Source organism: Pseudomonas sp. RIT778, from assembly GCF_019718735.1.
In the GTDB taxonomy this organism is placed as follows: domain Bacteria; phylum Pseudomonadota; class Gammaproteobacteria; order Pseudomonadales; family Pseudomonadaceae; genus Aquipseudomonas; species Aquipseudomonas aphyarum.
Window position 1 is genome coordinate 1 of record NZ_JAIHBA010000029.1, and the last position, 21,822, is coordinate 21,822.

Sequence of the window (21,822 nt, forward strand, 5' to 3'; positions counted from 1 at the left end):
TGCGGTGCTCAACCCGGACAGCCTGGAAAAAATGCCGACGGTCAAAGCCTGGCTACGCCACGCCGAAGTCGCGAAAACCATGGTGCAGGACAACTGCAACTGCGCCAACGAAAAAGAAAGCATGCCGATCCTCACCGAGGAGAACGTCATCGCCCAACTGCAGCACTTGCGTACCCATCCTTCGGTAGCCTCGCGCATGGCGAACGGTCATCTGTTCATCCATGGCTGGGTCTACAACATCGAAACCAGCGAAATCAAAGCTTACGACGCGGATCAGGGTTGCTTCCTGCCGCTCGACGGCAGCCATCCGATCCCGGTGGCGACGCCCAAAGCGCGCTTCTAAATCCTCCTAAAAATCTGTGTGGTTTGACGCCGGCCGCTGTTTCAGCGGCCAGGCCTCGCCACGCCTGAAGAAAACTTCGGGAGTATCGCCATGCGTGCGGCTCAATTGAAAGCTGTGTTGCCACGGGAGCTGCTCGCTTCAGTGGTTGTGTTTCTGGTCGCCCTGCCGCTGTGCATGGGCATTGCCATTGCGTCAGGGCTGCCGCCGGCCAAAGGCCTGATCACCGGGATTATCGGCGGTCTGGTGGTGGGCTGGCTGGCGGGTTCGCCGTTACAGGTCAGCGGGCCGGCGGCGGGTCTGGCGGTGCTGGTGTTCGAGCTGGTGCGCCAGCACGGCATCGAAATGCTCGGACCGATCCTGCTGCTCGCCGGTTTCCTGCAACTGGTGGCCGGACGGCTGAAGCTCGGTTGTTGGTTCCGGGTCACGGCGCCAGCAGTGGTATACGGCATGCTGGCGGGGATCGGCGTGCTGATCGTGCTGTCACAGGTGCATGTGATGCTGGATGCCGCGCCGAAGCCCTCCGGCCTCGACAACCTCACGGCATTCCCCGGCGCGGTGGCGCAGGCGTTGCCGTCCGTTGGCTGGCAGGCCGGGTTGCTCGGGCTCGCAACCATCGCCGTGATGTGGCTGTGGGAGAAATTCCGCCCGCATTCGCTGCGCTTCATTCCGGGCGCGCTGCTCGGGGTCGGACTGGCAACCGGCGCCAGCCTGTTGTTGGCGCTGCAAGTGAAACGGGTTGAAGTGCCAGAGAATCTGGCCGAAGCCATCGACTGGCTGAAACCGGCGGATCTGCTCAGCCTGGCCGACCCGACGCTGCTGATCGCCGCGTTCGCTGTGGCCTTCATCGCCAGCGCCGAAACCCTGCTGTCCGCCGCCGCGGTGGATCGCATGCACAGCGGCCCGCGTTCGGACTTCGACCGTGAGCTGTCGGCGCAAGGCGTCGGCAACATGCTCTGCGGTCTGGTCGGCGCGCTGCCGATGACCGGGGTGATCGTGCGCAGTTCGGCCAACGTCCAGGCCGGTGCCACCACACGCTACTCGACGATTTTCCATGGCCTGTGGCTGCTGGCGTTCGTGCTGTTGCTGTCGAGCGTGTTGCAGAGCATTCCGGTGGCGAGTCTGGCGGGCGTTCTGGTCTACACCGGTTTCAAACTGGTGGATCTCAAGGCGTTCCGTGGTCTGGGGCGTTATGGCCGGATGCCGATGTTCACCTACGCCGCCACGGCGCTGGCGATCATCTTCACCGACCTGCTGACTGGTGTGCTGATCGGTTTCGGCCTGACCCTGGTGAAGCTGGCGTTCAAGGCTTCACGCCTGAAAATCAGCCTGATCGATCTGCCGCAGGACGGGGAAATGGAGTTGCGTCTGGTGGGCGCGGCAACGTTCCTCAAAGTGCCGGCACTGACGCAGGTGCTGGGCAGCATTCCGCCGGGCACCACGGTGCATGTGCCGCTCAACAATCTGAGCTACATCGACCATTCGTGTCTGGAACTGCTCGAAGAGTGGGGCCGGGCGAATGCGGCCAAGGGGGCGAAACTGTTGATCGAGTCGCGCGGGTTGAAACGGCGGCTCGAAGGGCGGATCCGCACCACCACCGGGATCGGAGCGGCGGGCTGAAAACACTTGGGGGAACAGAGCAATCTGTTCCCCCAATCGTTTGCGCCGAGATCAAGCCGCAGGCTGATCCAGCTCCAGGCCCACGCCCAAACGGCGGCTCATGCACGGCCAGCGTTTCCACGCCGCACCGGTGTCCGGGCTGCTGAGTTTCTCGCGGTAGGCTTCCACCGACTCCAGCGCAAAGCTGTCGTCGTCGAGCATGCTGTCCACCGCGTGATGCACCACTTCGTCGAGTTGGTTGGCAAATTCCTCACCGATCAACTGGTGAGCAATCAGATTGGCGACCGTCATGTCCAAGGGGATCAGTGGCTGGCCGAAATGCTTGATGTACAGGTCGTTGACCTCTTCGACAAAACGGTGCGCCAGATAGGCCTCGTCCAGCAGACTGTCCAGGCCCACGGGCGGCTGGATAAAGTATTGCTCGGCGATTTTCAGCACCGGTTTGATCTGCGACTCGATTCCCGCTTCCCTGGCGACTTCATTGGCTGCATCCAGCAGGTCTGGCACTTCGTCGATGTAGGCGGCGACAAATCGCGTCAGCACGCCGTTGGCGTCGGTTTCCGGCAACTGGATGGCCGGGTGCAGGTGTTGCAGTTGGGCTTCCAGCTGACGGGTCAGCTTTCCGGTTTCAATCTCGTGTTGTCGGGCTATGTGGATCTGCTCGCGCAATGCGGCGGTGTTCATGAAAACTCCAGGAAACAAGGCAATGAAATAGGGAAGACATAACTTAGCTGGCTTACGAAAAATGCTAAGACGCATTTGTCATAATTATTTCATCCTTGATGCAACGGCGTTATATCGGTTTGCCACCACTCGTCTGCATCCTTCTCCATTCGTGCCCTGGAACGCAAGTGCCAGCTGTTTCATTCGATTTACGTCCGCACATTGCATTTTTCAGCCGCTGTCTATACTCGCCAGTGAATGGAGTTAGCTGATGACGCCCGACTGCACCCGCAGCAAGGCCCGGCGATTCAAGTTCGTAGTCTGATGCAGCCGATCCCTTGCCGCAGGCGAAAGCCGGCGGGATAACAAGAACGATAAGGGGAACCCGCAATGATGCGACATCCACACGTCTGGATGGGCCTCCTGTTGTGGTCGATTTTCAGCCCGGCGCACGCTGCCTGGACTGTGAATATGGCGCCTGGAGCGACTGAAATCAGTCACGCAGTATTCGACCTGCACATGACCATTTTCTGGATCTGTGTGGTGATCGGGATCATCGTCTTCGGCGCCATGTTCTGGTCGATGATGGTGCACCGCCGTTCTACCGGGCAGGTCGCCGCAAAATTCCACGAAAGCACCACCGTCGAAATTCTCTGGACCGTCGTCCCGCTGCTGATCCTGGTGGCGATGGCCGTTCCGGCGACCGCGACCCTGATCAAGATGTACGACACCAGTGAGCCGGATATCGATATCCAGATCACCGGTTATCAGTGGAAGTGGCACTACAAATACCTGGGCCAGGACGTCGAGTTCTTCAGCAACCTGGCCACGCCCGCCGAGCAGATCCACAACAAGGAAACCAAGGGCGAGCACTACCTGCTGGAGGTCGACAAGCCGCTGGTGCTGCCGACCGGCGCCAAGGTGCGCTTCCTCGTGACCTCCGCCGACGTGATCCACTCCTGGTGGGTGCCGGCCTTCGCGGTCAAGCGCGATGCGATCCCGGGGTTCGTCAACGAAGCCTGGACCCGCATCGACAAGCCCGGCCTCTACCGTGGCCAGTGCGCCGAACTGTGCGGCAAGGACCACGGCTTCATGCCGATCGTGGTCGACGTCAAAGAGAAGGCCGACTACGAAAAATGGCTCGCCGAGCGCAAGGCCGAAGCGTTGCAGCTCAAGGAGCTGACCAGCAAGGAATGGACCCTCGACGAACTCAAGGAGCGCGGCGACAAGATCTACCACACCACCTGCGTCGCCTGTCACCAGGCTGAAGGCCAGGGCCTGCCGCCGATGTTCCCGGCCCTCAAGGGCTCGAAAATCGCCACCGGCCCGAAAGACGCGCACCTGAGCATTGTCTTCCACGGCAAGCCCGGCACCGCCATGGCGGCGTTCGGCAAGCAACTGTCGGAAGTCGATATCGCAGCGGTCGTGACCTACGAACGTAACGCCTGGGGCAACAACAAGGGCGACATGGTCACGCCAAAAGAAGTGCTGGAGCTGAAACAGGCGGAAAGCAAATGAGCCGGTCTATTGCGTACTTCGTGAACCGGTCGGGGCCCTGCGCCCCGGCCTGCCCAGTCCACTCACTTGAAGGAGACCGGCCATGAGCGCTGTCATCGATGACCACGGTCATGCCGACCACGACCACGCCCACGGCCCCGCCAAAGGCCTGATGCGCTGGGTGCTGACCACCAACCACAAGGACATCGGCACACTGTACCTGTGGTTTGCGTTCTGCATGTTCCTGCTCGGCGGCTCGTTCGCCATGGTGATCCGCGCCGAGCTGTTCCAGCCCGGCCTGCAGATCGTGGAGCCTGCGTTCTTCAACCAGATGACCACCATGCATGGCCTGGTGATGGTGTTCGGCGCGGTGATGCCGGCGTTCGTCGGCCTCGCCAACTGGATGATCCCGTTGATGGTCGGCGCGCCGGACATGGCCCTGCCGCGGATGAACAACTTCAGCTTCTGGCTGCTGCCGGCGGCCTTCCTGCTGCTGGTCTCGACCCTGTTCACCCCCGGTGGCGGGCCGAACTTCGGCTGGACGTTCTACGCACCGCTGTCCACCACTTATGCGCCGGAAAGCGTCACGTTCTTCATCTTCGCCATCCACCTGATGGGGATCAGTTCGATCATGGGCGCGATCAACGTGATCGCCACCATCCTCAACCTGCGCGCCCCCGGCATGACCCTGATGAAAATGCCGCTGTTCGTCTGGACCTGGCTGATCACCGCGTTCCTGCTGATCGCGGTGATGCCGGTGCTGGCCGGGTGCGTGACGATGATGCTGATGGACATCCACTTCGGCACCAGCTTCTTCAGTGCCGCCGGTGGCGGTGACCCGGTGCTGTTCCAGCATGTGTTCTGGTTCTTCGGCCACCCCGAGGTGTACATCATGATCCTGCCGGCCTTCGGTGCCGTCAGCCAGATCATCCCGACCTTCTCGCGCAAGCCGCTGTTCGGCTACACCTCGATGGTCTACGCCACAGCGAGCATCGCGTTCCTGTCGTTCATCGTCTGGGCGCACCACATGTTCGTGGTGGGCATCCCGCTGGTGGGCGAGTTGTTCTTCATGTACGCGACGATGCTGATCGCAGTGCCGACCGGGGTGAAGGTGTTCAACTGGGCCAGCACCATGTGGCAAGGCTCGATGACCTTCGAGACGCCGATGCTGTTTGCCGTGGCGTTCGTGATCCTGTTCTCGATCGGCGGTTTCTCCGGGCTGATGCTGGCCATCGCCCCGGCGGACTTCCAGTACCAGGACACCTACTTCGTGGTTGCGCACTTCCACTACGTGCTGGTGCCGGGGGCGATCTTCGGGATCTTCGCGTCGGCCTATTACTGGCTGCCGAAATGGACCGGCCACATGTACGACGAAACCCTGGGCAAGCTGCACTTCTGGCTGTCCTTCGTCGGCATGAACCTGACGTTCTTCCCGATGCACTTCGTGGGTCTCGCGGGCATGCCCCGGCGGATTCCGGACTACAACCTGCAGTTCGCCGACTTCAACATGGTCTCGTCGATCGGCGCATTCATGTTCGGTGCCACGCAGATCTTCTTCCTGTTCATCGTGATCAAGACCATCCGTGGCGGCGAACCGGCTCCGGCCAAACCGTGGGATGGCGCCGAAGGGCTGGAATGGAGCGTGCCGTCACCGGCGCCGTATCACACCTTCACCACGCCGCCGGAAGTGAAATGAACCCTGTAGCCGTTGAGGGCCGCCACCATGGCTGACTCGATTTCGATGAAGAAGCTGGTCACCCGACTGCTCGGCGTGGTGGTGGCGATGTTCGTCTTCGGTTTTGCCCTGGTGCCGATCTACGACGTGATGTGCAAGGCCTTCGGCATCAACGGCAAGACCGCCGGGCAGTACGAGGGCGAGCAGACCGTCGATGCTTCACGGCAGGTGCGGGTGCAGTTTCTGTCGACCAACACCGCCGACATGCCGTGGGATTTCTATCCCAAGCATGACGAACTGACGGCCAACCCCGGCGCGGTCAACGAGATGATCTTCATCGCCCGCAACCCCACCGACAAACCGATGAGCGCTCAAGCCGTACCGAGCATCGCGCCGAGCAATGCGGCGGCGTACTTCCACAAGACCGAATGCTTTTGCTTTACCCAGCAGGTGCTGCAGCCCGGTCAGCAGATCGAGATGCCGGTGCGTTTCATCGTTGACCGCGACATGCCCAAGGACGTGAAGCACCTGACGCTGTCCTACACGCTGTTCGATATCACCGCCCGACATCCTCCGGTGGCTGCAAACACTGGCGGTTAAGCGTGCCCGATAAGGAGAACAATAAATGGCAACTCATGAGCACTATTACGTCCCGGCCCAGAGCAAGTGGCCGATCGTGGCCACGGTGGGGATGTTCGTCACCGTGTACGGTCTGGCGACCTGGTTCAACGATCTGAAGGCTGCGCGTCCGGAATCCCACGGCCCGCTGATCTTTTTCGTCGGCGGCCTGTTGCTGGCGTACATGCTGTTCGGCTGGTTCGGCACGGTGATCAAAGAAAGCCGCGCGGGGTTGTACAGCCCGCAGCTGGACCGCTCGTTCCGCTGGGGCATGAGCTGGTTCATCTTCTCCGAGGTGATGTTCTTCGTCGCCTTCTTCGGCGCGTTGTTCTATGTACGGCACATTTCCGGCCCGGCACTGGGCGGCGAAGGCACCAAAGGCATCGCCCATATGCTCTGGCCGAACTTCCAGTTCACCTGGCCGCTGCTGCACACGCCGGATCCGAAACTGTTCCCGCCGCCCAAGGAAGTCATCAGCCCCTGGGGCCTGCCGCTGATCAACACCATCCTGCTGGTGAGTTCCAGCGTGACCATCACCATCGCCCACCACGCGCTGAAGAAAGGTCATCGCGGCGCGCTGAAACTGTGGCTGGCGATCACCGTGCTGCTGGGTTGCGCGTTCCTCGGCTTCCAGGCCGAAGAATACATCCACGCCTACCACGAACTGGGGCTGACCCTCGGCTCGGGCATCTACGGCGCGACGTTCTTCATGCTCACCGGTTTCCACGGCGCCCACGTGACCATCGGCACGATCATTCTGTTCGTGATGCTGATGCGCATCATGAAGGGCCACTTCGACAACGAACATCAGTTCGGTTTTGAAGCGGCGAGCTGGTATTGGCACTTCGTCGATGTGGTGTGGATCGGCTTGTTCATCTTCGTTTACGTGCTCTGAGGATCAGCTCACCAAGGCGCGTGCGACACCAGTTGGCCGCTGTAGAAACCCCAGGCGATCAGGCCGACGGTGACAGCGGCCAATGCCACCCGAACACTCAAGGCGATCACCAGCCGATTCGAGCTGCTGTCGTCCTTGACCAGGAAAAACAGGCCGCTGAACAGGCTGACCACCGTGGCAATCAGCATCAGGACGATGGCTGCTTTGAGCATGGGAAGAACTCCGGGGGAACAAGCGATGCAGTTGAGTATAGCGATCGCGCACACTGATTTTCTGGCACGGCCATGAAGCGCTTCCGGCCGGGCGTGGTGCCGACACTGGTAGTCGGCCTGCTGCTGCCGTTGCTGATTTCGCTGGGCTTCTGGCAACTGGGCCGGGGCGCGGAGAAAACCGCCCTGCTCGCCAGCTACGCCGAACGCCGCGCCGCCGAACCGATGGCCAGCACCGAGTTGCTGCACAGCGCCGATCCGGCGTTTCGCCGGGTGCATCTGTACGGCCAGTTCGATGCCGCCCACAGCCTGTTGCTGGACAACCGTCAGCGCAACGGCAAGGTCGGCGTCGAATTGCTGCAACCATTCCAGGATCAACGCAGCGGCCAGTGGCTGCTGGTCAATCGCGGCTGGCTGCCGTGGCCGGACCGGCGCACGGCCCCGCAATTCAACACACCGGCCGACGCCGTGAATGTCGATGCCTGGGTGTATGTCGCCCCCGGCGCCACCTTCCAGCTGCATGCCGATCCGGTCAGCAGCACCTGGCCGCAAACCGTCACTGCCGTCGAGCCCGCGAAGCTGTGGAAAACCCTCGAACGCGACGGCTTCGCCTACGAATTACGCGCCGAACCCGGTCCGGCCAGCTATCAGGCCGACTGGCCGGTGGTCGCGATGGGCCCGGAAAAACACCTCGGTTACGCCGTGCAGTGGTTCGCCATGGCCACCGCCCTGCTCGGTCTCTACCTCTATCTCGGCTGGCACAACGCAAAGGAGAAACACCATGGGAGCGGCCATGAATCCACCCAGCATGTCTGAAGCAAAAGCCCCGGCCAGTCGCCGTCGCGGACGCATCCAGCTGCTGCTGATCGTGCTCGGCGTGGTCGGTCCGATGATCCTCGCCACCGGCATGTACAAGTTGCAGTTCTGGGTGCCGGAAGGTCGCAGCTATCACGGCGAACTGATCGGCAACGGCCAGACCCGCGCCGACCTCGGCATCCAGGCCGACGAAACGCGCTGGCAGATGCTGGTCACCGCGCCGAAGGATTGCGCGGTGGACTGCCAGCAACTGGTGTACCTGGCGCGGCAGATCCAGATCGGCCTGGGCCGCGAAGCCGGGCGCGCCAGCCACGCCCTGGCCGCTGCACAACCGTTGGCTGCCGACTACGAAGCCAAGCTGACCCGCGAATATCCGCAGCTGCAACGCTACCCGCTGGACGCAGCCACCTTCAGCAAGGCCACAGGCGACAAGGCCACACCGCAGCTGTGGATCATCGATCCCCACGGCAACCTCGTGCTGCGCTACGACCCGAGCGTGAAAGGCAAGGATCTGCTCAACGACCTGCGCCACCTGCTGAAACTGTCGAACATCGGATAAGGGCATCGTCATGGCCAAACCTGGATTTCGCCTCGCGCTGTTTGCCACCCTGCTGGCGCTGATCGTGGTGCTGCTCGGCGCCTACACCCGCCTGACCCACGCCGGCCTCGGCTGTCCGGACTGGCCGGGCTGCTACGGGTTCATCAGCGTGCCGAAAAGCGAAGCCCAACTGGCCCATGCCGAACTGCATTACCCCGACTCGCCGGTGGAGGCGCATAAAGGCTGGAACGAGATGATCCACCGCTACTTCGCCGGCACCCTCGGCATGCTGATTTCGGTACTGGCCGGGCGCGCGTGGGTGAACCGCCGTCATCCGGGGCAACCGCTGAAACTGCCGCTGTTTCTGCTGGCAGTGGTGTTCGCCCAGGCCGCATTTGGCATGTGGACGGTGACACTCAAGCTCTGGCCGCAAGTGGTGACCGGGCATTTGCTCGGTGGCTTCGCGACCTTGAGCCTGCTGTTTCTGCTGACGTTAAGACTGTCCGGCGTGCTGCCGGCGCTGACCGTGCCCAAGCGTCTGCAATATTGGGCGACTGCCGGATTACTGCTGGTGATCGGCCAGATTGCGCTGGGAGGCTGGGTCAGCTCCAACTATGCGGCGGTGGCCTGCATCGACTTCCCGACCTGCCACGGCCAATGGCTGCCGCCGGCGGATTTCGCCAACGGCTTTCACCTGACCCAACACATCGGCCCCAATTACCTCGGCGGGCAACTCGACAGCGATGCACGCACGGCGATTCACCTGACCCACCGCATCGGCGCCCTGCTGGTGACGATTGTCCTGCTTGGTCTGGCCTGGCAACTGAAAGTGGTGGGCATGACGCGACTGGCCGGGCTGGTGCTGATCGCCCTCGCCGCGCAGATCACCCTTGGCATCAGCAACGTGCTGTTCCATCTGCCGCTGCCGGTGGCTGTGGCGCATAACGCCGGCGGTGCGGCGCTGCTGCTGACGATGGTGCTGGTCAACTATCACGCGCGGACCAGCCTGTTTCGGGTCAAGCAACCGATGATCGCGCGCTGGCGCCTGAGCCCGCGCAAACACTCGGCGGCGCCCATCACTATTAAAGGAGAGACGCCATGGCGATTCTGATCGGCGAACGTCCGGCGCAGGCGCTGTGGCGTGATTACCTGGAGCTGACCAAACCGAAAGTCGTGGTGCTGATGCTGATCACCTCGCTGGTTGGCATGTTCCTCGCGACCCGCGCCGGGGTGCCGTGGACGGTGCTGGTGTTCGGCAACCTCGGGATTGCGTTGTGTGCCGGTGGCGCGGCGGCAGTCAATCATGTGGTGGACCGGCGCATCGATGCGGTCATGGCCCGCACCCACAAACGGCCGCTGGCGGAGGGCCGGGTTTCGCCCACGGCAGCACTGACCTTTGCGCTGGTGCTGGCGTTGCTCGGCCAGGCCTTGTTGCTGACCTTCACCAATCCGCTGACCGCATGGCTGACCCTGGCCTCACTGCTCGGCTACGCGGTGATCTACACCGGTTTCCTCAAACGCGCGACGCCGCAGAACATCGTCATCGGCGGCCTTGCCGGCGCTGCCCCGCCGCTGCTCGGCTGGACCGCCGCCACCGGCCACGTCAGCGCCGAACCGTTGCTGCTGGTGCTGATCATCTTCGCCTGGACCCCACCGCACTTCTGGGCGCTGGCGATCCATCGCAAAGAGGAATACGCCAAGGCCGACATTCCGATGCTGCCGGTCACCCATGGCGAGCACTACACCAAGGTGCACATTCTGCTGTACACCTTCGCCCTGCTGGCGGTCAGCCTGTTGCCATACGTAATCCACATGAGCGGCCTGCTGTACCTGATCTGCGCGCTCGGTCTGGGTGCCAGGTTTCTGCAATGGGCCGTGGTGCTGTACCGTGGCACTCGGCCGCACGCGGCGATCAACACCTTCAAGTACTCTATCTGGTACTTGTTTCTGCTGTTCATCGCCCTGCTCGTAGACCACTACCTACTGTTGAACCTATGACTCGAACCCAGAAAACCGTCTTCATCCTCGTCGCCGTGATCGCGCTGATTCTCGGCCTGACCGTCAACAAAGTGCTGAGCGGCAAGGGCCAGGGCGACCCGACCGCGCTGATCGACGCCGGCATCATCCTGCTGCCGCAGAGCCGCAACCTGCCGGACGTGACGATGACCAATCAGGACGGCCAACCGGTCACGGTCAACGAGCTCAAGGGCAAGTGGAGCCTGCTGTTCTTCGGCTACACCTTCTGCCCGGACATCTGCCCGACCACCCTCGCCCAGCTGCGCCAGATCAAGAGCGAGCTGCCGAAGGATGCTGTGGATAAATTGCAGATCGTATTGGTCAGCGTCGACCCGAACCGCGACAACCCTGCGCAGTTGAAGCAGTACCTGGGCTACTTCGATCCACAGTTCATCGGTCTGACGCCGAAGTCGATCGACGAGCTGCAGAAGGTGGCGAACGCAGTGAGCATTCCGTTCATTCCGGCGGATACCAGCAAGCCGAATTACACGGTGGATCACAGTGGGAACCTGGCGGTGATCGGGCCTGATGGGACGCAGCGCGGGTTTATTCGGGCGCCGTTGAATAATGCCAAGCTGGTGGCGCAGTTGCCGGTGATGTTGAGCCGCAAGTAAAAACTGAACGCACAAAAAAGGGGACGCCACTGGCGTCCCCTTTTCTTTTTGATCGTTCCCACGCTCTGCGTGGGCACGATCAAATCAGAACGCCGGCAACACCGCGCCTTTGTACTTCTCGGTAATGAATTTCTTCACTTCCGGGCTGTGCAGCGCAGCGGCCAGTTTCTTCATGGCGTCGCTGTCCTTGTTGTCCGCGCGGGACACCAGGATGTTCACGTAAGGCGAGTCGCTGCCTTCGATGACCAGCGCATCCTTGGACGGATCGAGCTTGGCTTCCAGCGCGTAGTTGGTGTTGATCAGCGCCAGGTCGACCTGGGTCAGCACGCGCGGGATGGTCGCGGCTTCCAGTTCACGGATCTTCAGGTCTTTCGGGTTCTGGGCGATGTCCTTGACGGTCGACAGGATGTTGGTCGGATCCTTCAGGGTGATCACGCCAGCCTTGGCCAGCAGCAACAGCGCACGGCCGCCGTTGGTGGCGTCGTTCGGGATTACCACGTTGGCGCCGCTTGGCAGCTCTTCGATTTTCTTGAACTTGCTGGAGTAGGCGCCCAGCGGTTCCAGGTGCACGCCGGTCACGGAAACCAGGCTGGTGCCCTTGGCCTTGTTGAACTCATCGAGGTACGGCTGGTGCTGGAAGAAGTTGGCGTCCAGACGCTTCTCGGCCACCTGGACGTTCGGCTGTACGTAGTCGGTGAAGACCTTGACCTTCAGATCCACGCCTTCTTTGGCCAGCACAGGCTTCACGAACTCGAGGATTTCCGCGTGCGGCACCGGAGTGGCAGCAACGGTCAGGGTTTCGTCGGCGTGGGCCGAGAACGCTGCAACGGCAGCCAGGGCAACGATCAGTTTTTTCATTCAGCTAACTCCTTTTTACGGCGCCCGTCTGGCGCCTGCCAGCGAATGGCCGGCTCATGTCATTACAAAACCGGTTATTTGCGCGAGAAGTGCACGACCAGTCGGTCGCCTACCATTTGCAGCACTTGCACCAGAATCAGCAGCAACACCACGGTCACGATCATCACGTCGGTCTGGAACCGCTGATAGCCGAAACGGATCGCCAGGTCACCCAAGCCACCGGCACCGACCACACCGGCCATCGCCGTGTAGGAAACCAGTGTAATCGCCGTCACCGTAATCGCTGCGAAGATGCCCGGACGAGCTTCCGGCAGCAAGGCGTTCATGATGATCTGGCGGGTGGTCGCGCCCATCGACTGAGTCGCTTCGATGATGCCGCGATCGACTTCACGCAGGGCGGTTTCCACCAGCCGCGCGAAGAACGGGGTCGCACCCACTACCAGTGGCGGAATCGCACCGGCCACGCCCAGCGAGGTGCCGGTGATCAACACGGTGAACGGGATCATCACGATCAACAGAATGATGAACGGCAGCGAACGCAGGATGTTCACCACCAGCGACAGCAAGGCGTACACGCCTTTGGCTTCGAGCAACTGACGCGGGCTGCACAGGAACAGCAACACGCCCAGCGGCAGGCCGAGCAGCACGGTGAACAGCAGCGAACCGCCGAGCATCATCATGGTGTCGCCGGTGGCGAGCCAGATTTCGTACCAGTCGATATTGGTGAAGAAACTCATCAGGTCTTCCATTAGCGCAACACCTCCATGTGAACGTCAGCGGCGGTGAAGCGGGCGAAGGCCGCCTCCATGTCGCCACCGGTGACGGCGAGGGTCAATTGCCCGTAAGGAATGTCTTTGATGCGGTCGATGCGACCGGCCAGGATGCTGTAGTCCACACCGGTTTCCCGGGCGACGGTACCGAGCAACGGCGCGTAGGTCGCTTCGCCCTGGAAGGTCAGACGCACGATGCGGCCCGGCACGTGAGCGAAGTCATCGCGCTGCTCGCTTTCGTCGATCTGCTCGCTTTCCTGAACAAAACGCTTGGTGGTCGGGTGCTTCGGATGCAGGAACACATCGGCCACCGAACCTTGCTCGACGATCACACCGGCGTCCATCACGCCGACCTGATCGCACACGCGGCGGATCACATCCATCTCGTGGGTGATCAGGACGATGGTCAGCTTCAGCTCGCGGTTGATTTCGGCCAGCAGTTGCAGGACCGACGCCGTGGTCTGCGGGTCGAGGGCGCTGGTGGCTTCGTCGCACAACAGGATTTTCGGCTTGGTCGCCAGAGCGCGGGCGATGCCGACGCGCTGCTTCTGACCGCCGGACAGCTGTGCCGGGTACTTTTTGGCGTGATCGGACAGACCGACCCGCGCCAGCAACTCGGCCACACGCTGGTCGATCTCGGCGCGGGACAGTTCACCGGCCAGGGTCAGCGGCAGCGCGACGTTGTCGGCCACGGTCTTGGACGCCAGCAGGTTGAAGTGCTGGAAGATCATCCCGACCTGCTGACGGAAACGGCGCAGGCCGTTGGCGTCCAGCGCGGTGACTTCTTCGCCGTCGACGATGATCTTGCCGCCACTGGATTGCTCCAGGCGATTGATCAGACGCAGCAGGGTACTTTTTCCCGCACCGGAATGGCCAATCAGGCCGAACACCTGACCGTTCTCGATGGAGAAGCTGGTCGGGTGCAGCGCGGTGATGTCCTTACCGGCGACGCGGTAAGTCTTATGGACGTTTTGAAACTCGATCACGTAGCGAACCTTGTGGGGCGCGTTGGAAAAGGATCAGCGGTTAGCCGGGCGCGCATTTTAGCCTGTCCGTATAGAGGTTATTAGCATTTATTCCGCATTCAACCTTTCATTTGGCAATAACGCGATCAAAGGTCATAAAAAAGGAACGGCCAAAACCCTCATCAGTCACTAAGTAAGCGACTTGAAACTCCGGGCGCCGTGCCCGGGAACCACTCAAGAGCCTCGGCAACACCGAGGTCAAACGAGGAGTTTACGTCTGATGAGCAGCAAAAAACCTGTCCCTTCCAAAAGTGAGTTGGCCGGAACCGACACTCCGGATCGCGCCAACACCAACGCCAAACTCGACAGCCTGGAAAAATTTCGCTCCGACGCCACCGGCCAGGCCCTGCGCACCAATCAGGGCGTGAAGGTCGCGGACAACCAGAACACCCTCAAGGCCGGCGCTCGCGGGCCGTCGCTGCTGGAAGACTTCATCATGCGTGAAAAGATCACGCACTTTGACCATGAGCGGATTCCCGAGCGTATCGTCCACGCTCGCGGCACCGGCGCTCATGGTTTCTTTCAGAGCTACGAGAACCATTCGACGCTGACCAAGGCCGGTTTCCTGCAGGATCCGGGGAAGAAAACCCCGGTGTTCGTACGTTTTTCCACGGTTCAGGGGCCGCGTGGTTCCGGCGATACGGTGCGTGACGTGCGTGGTTTTGCCGTGAAGTTCTTCACCGACGAAGGCAACTTCGATCTGGTCGGCAACAACATGCCGGTATTTTTCATACAGGACGCGATCAAGTTTCCCGACTTCGTCCACGCCGTAAAACCCGAGCCGCACAACGAGATCCCCACCGGCGGCTCGGCCCACGACACCTTCTGGGACTTCGTGTCGCTGGTGCCGGAATCGGCGCACATGGTCATCTGGGCCATGTCCGACCGGGCCATCCCGAAAAGCCTGCGCAGCATGCAGGGCTTTGGCGTGCACACTTTCCGGCTGATCAACGCCGAGGGCAAATCGCGCTTCGTCAAATTCCACTGGCGCCCCACCGCCGGCACCTGTTCGCTGGTGTGGGACGAAGCGCAGAAGCTTGCGGGTAAAGACACCGACTACCATCGGCGCGATCTCTGGGAAGCCATCGAGATGGGTGATTACCCGGAATGGGAACTCGGCGTACAGGTCATCGAGGAGGAAAACGAGCACGACTTCGATTTTGACATCCTCGACCCGACCAAACTGATTCCCGAGGAAATCGTCCCGATCACGCCGCTGGGCAAGATGACCCTCAACCGCAATCCGGACAATTTCTTCGCCGAGACCGAGCAGGTCGCGTTCTGCCCCGGCCATATCGTGCCTGGGATCGACTTCTCCAATGACCCGCTGCTGCAAGGTCGGCTGTTTTCCTACACCGACACGCAGATCAGCCGACTCGGCGGGCCGAACTTCCATGAGCTGCCGATCAATCGCCCGGTCGCACCGTTCCACAACGGCCAGCGCGACGCCCAGCACCGCACGGTGATCGACAAGGGCCGCGCGTCATACGAGCCGAACTCCATCGATGGCGGCTGGCCGAAAGAAACCCCACCGGCGGCGCAGGACGGCGGGTTCGAGAGCTATCCGGAGCGTATCGACGCCAACAAGATCCGTCAGCGCAGCGAATCGTTCAGCGACCACTTTTCCCAGGCGCGGCTGTTCTTCAAGAGCATGAGCAAGCACGAGCAGGAACACATCATCTCGGCCTACAGCTTCGAACTGGGCAAGGTTGAGCGCGAGCACATTCGGGCACGGGAAGTGAACGAGATCCTGGCCAACATCGATCTGGAACTGGCCAAACGCGTGGCGCAGAACCTTGGCTTGCCGGCACCGGCCAAAGGTACGGTCGACGTACCGAAAACATCACTGGATCACTCGCCATCGCTGAGTCAGGCAAATCTGCTGCCGGAGAACATCAAGACGCGAAAAGTCGCAATCCTTGCGGCCAACGGCGTCGATGGTGCGGCCATCGATGCGATGAAGAAGGCGCTGGCGGCGGAAGGTGCGCACGCCAAATTGCTGGGCCCGACCTCGGCGCCGGTGAAGACCGCCGATGGCAAAAGCCTGGCGGTGGATGCGTCCATGGAGGGTTTGCCATCGGTAGCGTTCGACGCGGTGTTCGTGCCGGGTGGCGCGGCGTCGGTCAAGGCGTTGAGCGGTGACGGAGTGGCGTTGCATTACCTGCTGGAGGCGTACAAACACTTGAAGGCGATTGCACTGCATGGCGAGGCCAGGCAGTTGCTGGATGTGCTGAAGCTGGAGGCGGATGCGGGGTTGATCGAGGGCAAGGATATGAAGGCGCTGACCCAGCCGTTCTTTGCGGCGATCGGGCAGCATCGGGTCTGGGATAGGGAAGCCAAGGCCAAGGCGATTCCGGCCTGATAGTTTTGTAATGCCTGAAATAGTCATCGCGAGCAGGCTCGCTCCCACAGGAATCATGTTGTACCTGTGGGAGCGAGCCTGCTCGCGATTTCTTATGGCTTGCGAGGACTCAAGACTACTTGAGCAGGAACGCTGCGCAGAATCTGCTTTTTGATTTGCAGATCGAAATCCGGATCGAGCTTCTTCACGCGCTTGGTGATCAACGTCGCCAGCCACGGGTAATCATTGGTGCGCGGGGCCTGGATGCTCACCGCACAGTCGTAACTCACCACATCGGCGGCGATCGCATCCAGTTGGCGGCGAAGTTTGCGACTATCGGTGATGTTCAGCGCGACCGTGGTGCTCTCGGCGGTCGGATCGATCACCTTGGCTTTCGGCTTGGCTTCAGCGGCTTGCAGCGCTGCTTCGGCTTTCTCCAATTCGGCCTTGCGCGCTTCGGTAATCGCGCCATTGACGCCACCGGTCAGCGCCGGGGCCTTGGGCATCAGCACGCGGGCACGGGCCAGCGCGGTTGCGGCCGCATTCACATCGCCCTTCTGCAGGACGATCTGGCTGCGACGCAGATAGGCTTCGGCCAACTGACGCTGGTATTGCTCAAGGGATTGATCGTTGGGTGTTTCGGCCTGCAAGGCTGCCAGTTGGTCTTCGGCAGTGGCCAGTTCGCTGCTGGCCAGGCTTTGCTCCAGCTGTGCGATGGCCGTGGCCCGCGCATCGGGGACTTCGGCCACCGGCGGCGTGCTTTGGCAGGCGCCCAGCAGCACTGAAAAGGCCACAAGGAGCAGATAACGGGAGGCGAACGGCTTCATTCCTGCGACTCTCTATTTGCGCAAAAAACGAGCAAGTCTACACCCCTCGACGGGGCAGAACAAAACTCAGCAGAAACAGTGCGGCCGCCGTCACAACGATTGACGGGCCGGCCGGGGTGTCCTTGAACCAGGACAGCGCCAGCCCGCCACACACGGCGAGCATGCCCAGCACGCTCGCGCCCAGTGCCATCTGCTCCGGTGAACGGGCGTGACGTTGTGCCGCAGCCGCCGGGATGATCAACAGCGAAGTAATCAGCAACACACCGACGATTTTCATCGCCACGGCGATCACCACTGCGATCAGCAGCATCAGCGCCATGCGCAAACCTGCCACCGGCAGGCCTTCGACCCTGGCCAGTTCTTCGTGCACGGTGATCGCCAGCAGCGGCCGCCACAAGGTCACCAGCAACACCAGCACCGCTGCGCTGCCGCCGAGGATCCACGCCAGATCAGTCGGGCTGATCGCCAGCAGGTCGCCGAACAGGTAGGCCATCAGGTCGATCCGCACTTCATGCATGAAGCTTAGTACCACCAGCCCGAGAGAGAGCGTGCTCGGCGCAAGAATACCCAACAGCGTGTCGGACGCCAGCGGCTGACGCTGTTGCAGGGTCACCAGCAACACCGCCAACAGCAGGCAGCCGACGGTGACCGCGACGGTCGGGCTGACATCCAGCAGAAAACCCAGCGCCACGCCGAGCAGTGCGGCGTGGGACAGCGTGTCGCCAAAATAGGCCATGCGCCGCCAGACAACGAACGAGCCCAGCGGCCCCGCGACCACCGCCAGCGCCAGACCTGCAAGCAGGGCGTAGAACAGAAAATCAGCCATGCTTGCAGCTATCTCCGTGAACGTGAGGTTGGCCTGTCACAGGCCCCTTGACCACCGAACCGTGCAGGTCGTGGGCGTGGTCATGATGGTGGTGATAGATCGCCAGGCTCGGCGCATTGTTGCCGAACAGCTCGACGAAGGCCGGATCGCCACTGACCTGCTCGGGATGCCCGGAGCAGCAGACGTGACGGTTGAGGCACACCACCTGATCGGTAGTGCTCATCACCAAATGCAGATCGTGGGACACCATCAGCACGCCGCAGCCGTGACGGTCACGCAGACGGGTGATCAGGCTGTACAGCTCGGCTTGCCCGGCGACATCGACGCCTTGCACCGGCTCGTCGAGCACCAGCAGTTCCGGCTCGCGAAGCAGCGCCCGGGCCAGCAGCACACGCTGCATTTCACCGCCGGAAACGCTTTGCACCGGGCTGTCGATGACGTGCTCGGCGCCGACTTCCTTGAGTGCCGCCAGCGCACGCGGGCGATCGACGCCCGGCACCAGGCGCAGGAAGCGCAGCACCGACAACGGCAAGGTCGGATCGACGTGAAGTTTTTGCGGCATGTAGCCGACGCGCAGTTTCGGCTTGCGCCAGACGCTGCCGCTGTCGGGTTTCAACAGCCCGAGCACGGCGCGCACCAGCGTGGTCTTGCCGGCGCCGTTGGGGCCGATCAGGGTGACGATCTGCCCCGGTTCGACGCTCAGATGAATGTTGTCCAGCACGTTCTGCCCGGCAAACCGGACTGCCACCTGCTCCAGACGGATCAGCGCATCGCTCATCAAGCCCCCCGGCAACCGGAGCAGAGGCCGACCACTTCGACGGTCTGGGCCTCGACGATGAAGCCGACGTCCTTGGCGCTGTGGACGATGGCGTCGCTGATGGTTTTTTGCTCAAGTTCGATGGCGGCGTGGCATTCACGGCAGATCAGGAACTGGCCCTGGTGCGAATGTTTCGGGTGAACGCAGCCGACGAAGGCGTTCAGCGAGGAGATGCGGTGCACCAGACCGTTTTCCAGCAGGAAATCCAGCGCCCGGTACACGGTTGGCGGCGCGGCGCGGCGGCCATCCTGCTCGCTGAGCACCGCCAGAATGTCGTAGGCACCCAGCGGTTTGTGGCTCTGCCAGACCAGTTCCAGCACGCGCCGGCGCAACGCGGTCAGGCGCAGGCCTTTCTGTGCACACAGGGCATCGGCCTCGGACAGCGCGCTGTGAACGCAGTGCGAGTGGTCGTGGGGACGGCTGGCAATCGGTGTAATAGGCATGAGCGGCGACGAGTTTGGTTAGAGACGTTATTATGTTACCCGTTCTCGCCTCATTGAGTGGTCATCGTGTCCCGACTTTTTTCTGTTTTTGTCGTATTCATCACCGGTTTTCTGCTGATCGGTCCGGCTCAGGCCGAGGTCAGAGTCCTCACCAGCATCAAGCCCCTGCAACTGATTGCCGCTGCGGTGCAGGACGGCGTGGCGATTCCGGAAGTGCTGCTGCCACCGGGCGCTTCGCCGCATAACTACGCGTTGCGTCCGTCCGATGTACGCAAGGTGCAATCGGTGGACCTGCTGTACTGGATCGGCCCGGACATGGAAGGTTTCCTGCCTCGCGTGCTGAACGGTCGTACGCTGCCGAGCGTTGCCGTGCAGGATCTGCCGGGCATGAAACTGCGCCGCTTCGCTGCGGACAGCCATTCCCATGCCGAAGAAGCCGACGAACACGATCACGACCATCGCCCGGGCAGCCTCGATGCGCATTTGTGGCTATCACCGGTGAACGCACGGGTTATTGCCGACAAAATGGCCGCTGACCTGAGCGCCGCCGACCCGGCCAATGCCGAGCGCTATCAGAGCAACGCCAAAGCGTTCGATGAGCGTCTGGATGCACTGGATCAGCGTTTGAAGAAACGCCTAGCCAGTGTTGAAGGCAAACCCTACTTCGTCTTCCACGAAGCCTTCGACTACTTCGAAGACGCCTACGGCCTGAAACACACCGGCGTGTTCAGCGTCGCGGCGGAAGTGCAGCCGGGCGCCCAACATGTGGCGGCAATGCGCACGCGTTTGCAGGAAGTCGGCAAGACCTGCGTGTTCAGTGAGCCGCCGCTGCGTCCACGTCTGGCCGAGACCCTGGTGGCAGGCCTGCCGGTGAAGCTGGCGGAGCTGGATGCGTTGGGCGGGTACACGCCAGCTACAGCTCAGGGTTACGAGCAAGTGCTGGAGAAGCTGGGGAATGATCTGGCGGAATGCCTGGAATCGCTCTGATACAAAAAAACCGCAGCCTGCACAGGCTGCGGTTTTTTCTTTTACAGGGCGAAAGGTAGCGGCGTACTGACCGTCTGACGCTGCGCCAGACGCTGCTCGAACTCTTTCGGATCGTGGATCAACACGTCCTGCCCGGCGAACGATTCCGCCGCAATCAGACGCGACAGCCAGAACCGCACGCACGCCACTCGCAACATGGTCGGCCACAGCTCGGCTTCGGCTGCCGTGAACGGGCGCAGTGCCGCGTAGGCACCCAGGAACGCACGCGCACGCGGGCCGTCGATCAGGCCCTCATCGTCCGAACACCAGTCGTTCAGGGCGATCGCCACGTCATAGAGCATCGGCCCGGAGCAGGCGTTGTAGAAGTCGATCAGCCCGGTCAGGTGCGTGCCTTCGAACATCGCGTTGTCGCGGAACAGGTCGGCGTGGATGTTCGCCCGAGGCAGCGCGAGAATTTTGTCTTTCTGTCGGGTGATTTCGTCCAGCGCGGTTTGCAGCAGCGCGCGCGGCTCATCGCTCAGGTGCGAAAGAAACTGCGTGCCCTCTTCCAGCATCCAGTCCAGGCCACGATCGGTCTTGCGCTTGATCATGTTGTCGCCCTGGGTCGCCAGGTGCAGGTGCGCCTGCAACTCACCGACCTGCGCGCAATGCTGGGCGTTGGCCTGCTTGATGTGCTTGCCGGCCAGGCGCGGTTGCAGCAGCGCCGGTTTGCCTTTCAGCTCGCGCAGGGCCACGCCGTCAGTGGTGCGCAGTGCATAAGGCACCGGCAGATCGGCTTCGTGCAGGACGTCGAGCAGGTCGATGAAAAATGGCATTTCCTGCACCGGGCCGCGCTCGACCAGGGTCAGGACGAACTCGCCCTTTTCCATGCTGATGAAGAAGTTGGTGTTTTCGCTGCCGGCGGCGATCCCCTGGAAATCGAGCAGACGGCCGAGCCCGTAAGGGGCGAGAAAGGTTTCCAGCTCGGGCCGAGCCAGGGGGGTGAACACAGACATGGTTAAAAACTGCTCAGTTCTGGCGCCGCCATCAAACGGCGCCGATTAAAAGTCAGGAAACTTACTTCCAGGTAAAGATTTCCCACGACGGAATCAGCATATCCGGCTGGTCGGACCGGATGTAGTTCGCGTCCGTACCATCGGCGCGCACCAGGAAATAGGGCTTGCCGCCCTTCGGTGTGACCTTGATCGCATACACGAATCCACTCCGGCTGTATTCCTGAATGACCTTGTCGCCTTCCGTGTGCGTGCTAATGGTAACTTCCGGCTCCGACGATGGCGCATCATCCGCCGCGATCGCGGCCAGCGGTGAGACAGCAATCAGACTGACCAGCAGCAAGCGATTTAACGTACGCATGATAACCTTGTCCCTTTGTCGTCAACGGTCCCGCTATTCTAGCGCCGGGCCCGCCGAAAAGGTTGATTCTGCTC

At 61.8% G+C, this 21,822-nt stretch carries 24 protein-coding genes; 13 read left to right on the forward strand and 11 right to left on the reverse strand.

Going from position 1 to position 21,822, the window contains the following annotated elements:
* Together K5E37_RS20140 and K5E37_RS20145 are read left to right on the forward strand one after the other, a co-directional pair.
* Nucleotides 1–343 (forward strand): carbonic anhydrase (locus K5E37_RS20140; protein WP_311776189.1); only part of this gene is annotated, 343 nt, incomplete at its 5' end.
* A gap of 90 nt (nt 344–433) precedes the next feature.
* Nucleotides 434–1,960, forward strand: coding sequence for a SulP family inorganic anion transporter (locus tag K5E37_RS20145; protein ID WP_221534964.1), 1,527 nt, complete (start codon nt 434–436; stop codon nt 1,958–1,960).
* A gap of 51 nt (nt 1,961–2,011) precedes the next feature.
* Here the strand turns inward: K5E37_RS20145 and K5E37_RS20150 are convergent, their stop codons facing one another.
* Nucleotides 2,012–2,644, reverse strand: coding sequence for a hypothetical protein (locus K5E37_RS20150; RefSeq protein ID WP_007953981.1), 633 nt, complete (start codon nt 2,642–2,644; stop codon nt 2,012–2,014).
* Between the two features lie 369 nt (nt 2,645–3,013).
* Here K5E37_RS20150 and coxB point away from each other — a divergent pair, with 369 nt between their 5' ends.
* The 4 genes from coxB (at nt 3,014) to K5E37_RS20170 (ending at nt 7,308) form a co-directional block, all read left to right on the forward strand.
* On the forward strand, nt 3,014–4,141 hold the full coding sequence (gene coxB / locus K5E37_RS20155; RefSeq protein ID WP_007953982.1) for a cytochrome c oxidase subunit II: 1,128 nt from the start codon (nt 3,014–3,016) through the stop codon (nt 4,139–4,141).
* An 82-nt stretch (nt 4,142–4,223) separates the two neighbouring features.
* Complete coding sequence (gene ctaD, locus K5E37_RS20160; RefSeq protein WP_007953983.1) at nt 4,224–5,816, forward strand: cytochrome c oxidase subunit I; 1,593 nt, start codon at nt 4,224–4,226, stop codon at nt 5,814–5,816.
* Nucleotides 5,817–5,843: 27 nt separating this feature from the next.
* Nucleotides 5,844–6,395, forward strand: coding sequence for a cytochrome c oxidase assembly protein (locus K5E37_RS20165; protein WP_011331799.1), 552 nt, complete (start codon nt 5,844–5,846; stop codon nt 6,393–6,395).
* Nucleotides 6,396–6,420: 25 nt separating this feature from the next.
* Nucleotides 6,421–7,308: a cytochrome c oxidase subunit 3 gene (locus K5E37_RS20170; protein WP_007953985.1), complete on the forward strand. Its 888-nt coding sequence runs from the start codon at nt 6,421–6,423 to the stop codon at nt 7,306–7,308.
* A gap of 8 nt (nt 7,309–7,316) precedes the next feature.
* On the opposite strand, the gene K5E37_RS20175 is transcribed toward K5E37_RS20170, so the two are convergent.
* Nucleotides 7,317–7,520, reverse strand: coding sequence for a twin transmembrane helix small protein (locus tag K5E37_RS20175; RefSeq protein WP_007953986.1), 204 nt, complete (start codon nt 7,518–7,520; stop codon nt 7,317–7,319).
* A gap of 72 nt (nt 7,521–7,592) precedes the next feature.
* Between K5E37_RS20175 and K5E37_RS20180 the strand changes: the two genes are divergently transcribed.
* Genes K5E37_RS20180 through K5E37_RS20200 form a run of 5 tightly spaced genes read left to right on the forward strand, consistent with a single transcriptional unit; the run spans nt 7,593 to nt 11,501 of the window.
* The gene (locus tag K5E37_RS20180; protein WP_221534965.1) at nt 7,593–8,333 is read left to right on the forward strand and encodes an SURF1 family protein; all 741 of its coding nucleotides are present in this window, start codon (nt 7,593–7,595) and stop codon (nt 8,331–8,333) included.
* Nucleotides 8,299–8,892: a hypothetical protein gene (locus K5E37_RS20185; protein WP_085606407.1), complete on the forward strand. Its 594-nt coding sequence runs from the start codon at nt 8,299–8,301 to the stop codon at nt 8,890–8,892. Before K5E37_RS20180 ends, K5E37_RS20185 begins: the two co-directional genes overlap by 35 nt.
* Nucleotides 8,893–8,902: 10 nt before the next feature.
* Entirely contained in the window at nt 8,903–9,982 is a 1,080-nt protein-coding gene (locus tag K5E37_RS20190; RefSeq protein ID WP_085606405.1) for a heme A synthase, read from the forward strand.
* A complete protein-coding gene (gene cyoE, locus K5E37_RS20195; RefSeq protein ID WP_085606403.1) occupies nt 9,970–10,869 on the forward strand; it encodes a heme o synthase in 900 nt (299 codons plus the stop codon). Before K5E37_RS20190 ends, cyoE begins: the two co-directional genes overlap by 13 nt.
* Nucleotides 10,866–11,501, forward strand: a complete 636-nt coding sequence (locus K5E37_RS20200; RefSeq protein ID WP_127796507.1) for an SCO family protein — start codon at nt 10,866–10,868, stop codon at nt 11,499–11,501. The genes cyoE and K5E37_RS20200 overlap by 4 nt, the downstream gene beginning before the upstream one ends.
* A gap of 84 nt (nt 11,502–11,585) precedes the next feature.
* On the opposite strand, the gene K5E37_RS20205 is transcribed toward K5E37_RS20200, so the two are convergent.
* The 3 genes from K5E37_RS20205 to K5E37_RS20215 form a co-directional block, all read right to left on the reverse strand.
* On the reverse strand, nt 11,586–12,359 hold the full coding sequence (locus tag K5E37_RS20205; RefSeq protein ID WP_007953996.1) for a MetQ/NlpA family ABC transporter substrate-binding protein: 774 nt from the start codon (nt 12,357–12,359) through the stop codon (nt 11,586–11,588).
* 74 nt (nt 12,360–12,433) lie between these two features.
* A complete protein-coding gene (locus K5E37_RS20210; RefSeq protein WP_007953997.1) occupies nt 12,434–13,108 on the reverse strand; it encodes a methionine ABC transporter permease in 675 nt (224 codons plus the stop codon).
* On the reverse strand, nt 13,108–14,115 hold the full coding sequence (locus tag K5E37_RS20215) for a methionine ABC transporter ATP-binding protein (RefSeq protein WP_007953999.1): 1,008 nt from the start codon (nt 14,113–14,115) through the stop codon (nt 13,108–13,110). Before K5E37_RS20215 ends, K5E37_RS20210 begins: the two co-directional genes overlap by 1 nt.
* A 259-nt stretch (nt 14,116–14,374) precedes the next feature.
* Between K5E37_RS20215 and katE the strand changes: the two genes are divergently transcribed.
* Nucleotides 14,375–16,516 (forward strand): catalase HPII, encoded by a 2,142-nt coding sequence (gene katE / locus K5E37_RS20220; protein ID WP_221534966.1) that lies wholly within the window; start codon nt 14,375–14,377, stop codon nt 16,514–16,516.
* A 92-nt stretch (nt 16,517–16,608) separates the two neighbouring features.
* Here the strand turns inward: katE and K5E37_RS20225 are convergent, their stop codons facing one another.
* Genes K5E37_RS20225 through zur form a run of 4 tightly spaced genes read right to left on the reverse strand, consistent with a single transcriptional unit; the run spans nt 16,609 to nt 19,408 of the window.
* Nucleotides 16,609–17,322 (reverse strand): PA5502 family lipoprotein, encoded by a 714-nt coding sequence (locus K5E37_RS20225; protein ID WP_221534967.1) that lies wholly within the window; start codon nt 17,320–17,322, stop codon nt 16,609–16,611.
* Between the two features lie 37 nt (nt 17,323–17,359).
* Nucleotides 17,360–18,148, reverse strand: a complete 789-nt coding sequence (gene znuB / locus K5E37_RS20230) for a zinc ABC transporter permease subunit ZnuB (RefSeq protein WP_085647186.1) — start codon at nt 18,146–18,148, stop codon at nt 17,360–17,362.
* Nucleotides 18,141–18,926 (reverse strand): zinc ABC transporter ATP-binding protein ZnuC, encoded by a 786-nt coding sequence (znuC, locus tag K5E37_RS20235; RefSeq protein WP_064379570.1) that lies wholly within the window; start codon nt 18,924–18,926, stop codon nt 18,141–18,143. Before znuC ends, znuB begins: the two co-directional genes overlap by 8 nt.
* Nucleotides 18,926–19,408, reverse strand: a complete 483-nt coding sequence (gene zur / locus K5E37_RS20240; protein WP_011331783.1) for a zinc uptake transcriptional repressor Zur — start codon at nt 19,406–19,408, stop codon at nt 18,926–18,928. Before zur ends, znuC begins: the two co-directional genes overlap by 1 nt.
* Nucleotides 19,409–19,474: 66 nt before the next feature.
* Between zur and K5E37_RS20245 the strand changes: the two genes are divergently transcribed.
* Nucleotides 19,475–20,395 carry a zinc ABC transporter substrate-binding protein gene (locus K5E37_RS20245; RefSeq protein ID WP_258712694.1) on the forward strand — a complete coding sequence of 307 codons (921 nt, stop codon included), beginning with the start codon at nt 19,475–19,477 and terminating at the stop codon, nt 20,393–20,395.
* Between the two features lie 41 nt (nt 20,396–20,436).
* Here the strand turns inward: K5E37_RS20245 and K5E37_RS20250 are convergent, their stop codons facing one another.
* Nucleotides 20,437–21,390 (reverse strand): homoserine kinase, encoded by a 954-nt coding sequence (locus K5E37_RS20250; protein ID WP_221534969.1) that lies wholly within the window; start codon nt 21,388–21,390, stop codon nt 20,437–20,439.
* 61 nt (nt 21,391–21,451) lie between these two features.
* Complete coding sequence (locus tag K5E37_RS20255; RefSeq protein WP_011331780.1) at nt 21,452–21,748, reverse strand: DUF2782 domain-containing protein; 297 nt, start codon at nt 21,746–21,748, stop codon at nt 21,452–21,454.
* Between the last annotated feature and the right edge of the window lie 74 nt (nt 21,749–21,822).

Bases quoted from the DNA above. Each gene is read 5' to 3' on its own strand.
- K5E37_RS20145 (WP_221534964.1), top strand. From the start codon at position 434: ATGCGTGCGGCTCAATTGAAAGCTGTGTTGCCACGGGAGCTGCTCGCT.
- K5E37_RS20150 (WP_007953981.1), bottom strand. From the start codon at position 2,644: ATGAACACCGCCGCATTGCGCGAGCAGATCCACATAGCCCGACAACAC.
- coxB (WP_007953982.1), top strand. From the start codon at position 3,014: ATGATGCGACATCCACACGTCTGGATGGGCCTCCTGTTGTGGTCGATT.
- ctaD (WP_007953983.1), top strand. From the start codon at position 4,224: ATGAGCGCTGTCATCGATGACCACGGTCATGCCGACCACGACCACGCC.
- K5E37_RS20165 (WP_011331799.1), top strand. From the start codon at position 5,844: ATGGCTGACTCGATTTCGATGAAGAAGCTGGTCACCCGACTGCTCGGC.
- K5E37_RS20170 (WP_007953985.1), top strand. From the start codon at position 6,421: ATGGCAACTCATGAGCACTATTACGTCCCGGCCCAGAGCAAGTGGCCG.
- K5E37_RS20175 (WP_007953986.1), bottom strand. From the start codon at position 7,520: ATGCTCAAAGCAGCCATCGTCCTGATGCTGATTGCCACGGTGGTCAGC.
- K5E37_RS20180 (WP_221534965.1), top strand. From the start codon at position 7,593: ATGAAGCGCTTCCGGCCGGGCGTGGTGCCGACACTGGTAGTCGGCCTG.
- K5E37_RS20185 (WP_085606407.1), top strand. From the start codon at position 8,299: ATGGGAGCGGCCATGAATCCACCCAGCATGTCTGAAGCAAAAGCCCCG.
- K5E37_RS20190 (WP_085606405.1), top strand. From the start codon at position 8,903: ATGGCCAAACCTGGATTTCGCCTCGCGCTGTTTGCCACCCTGCTGGCG.
- cyoE (WP_085606403.1), top strand. From the start codon at position 9,970: ATGGCGATTCTGATCGGCGAACGTCCGGCGCAGGCGCTGTGGCGTGAT.
- K5E37_RS20200 (WP_127796507.1), top strand. From the start codon at position 10,866: ATGACTCGAACCCAGAAAACCGTCTTCATCCTCGTCGCCGTGATCGCG.
- K5E37_RS20205 (WP_007953996.1), bottom strand. From the start codon at position 12,359: ATGAAAAAACTGATCGTTGCCCTGGCTGCCGTTGCAGCGTTCTCGGCC.
- K5E37_RS20210 (WP_007953997.1), bottom strand. From the start codon at position 13,108: ATGGAAGACCTGATGAGTTTCTTCACCAATATCGACTGGTACGAAATC.
- katE (WP_221534966.1), top strand. From the start codon at position 14,375: ATGAGCAGCAAAAAACCTGTCCCTTCCAAAAGTGAGTTGGCCGGAACC.
- K5E37_RS20225 (WP_221534967.1), bottom strand. From the start codon at position 17,322: ATGAAGCCGTTCGCCTCCCGTTATCTGCTCCTTGTGGCCTTTTCAGTG.
- znuB (WP_085647186.1), bottom strand. From the start codon at position 18,148: ATGGCTGATTTTCTGTTCTACGCCCTGCTTGCAGGTCTGGCGCTGGCG.
- znuC (WP_064379570.1), bottom strand. From the start codon at position 18,926: ATGAGCGATGCGCTGATCCGTCTGGAGCAGGTGGCAGTCCGGTTTGCC.
- zur (WP_011331783.1), bottom strand. From the start codon at position 19,408: ATGCCTATTACACCGATTGCCAGCCGTCCCCACGACCACTCGCACTGC.
- K5E37_RS20250 (WP_221534969.1), bottom strand. From the start codon at position 21,390: ATGTCTGTGTTCACCCCCCTGGCTCGGCCCGAGCTGGAAACCTTTCTC.
- K5E37_RS20255 (WP_011331780.1), bottom strand. From the start codon at position 21,748: ATGCGTACGTTAAATCGCTTGCTGCTGGTCAGTCTGATTGCTGTCTCA.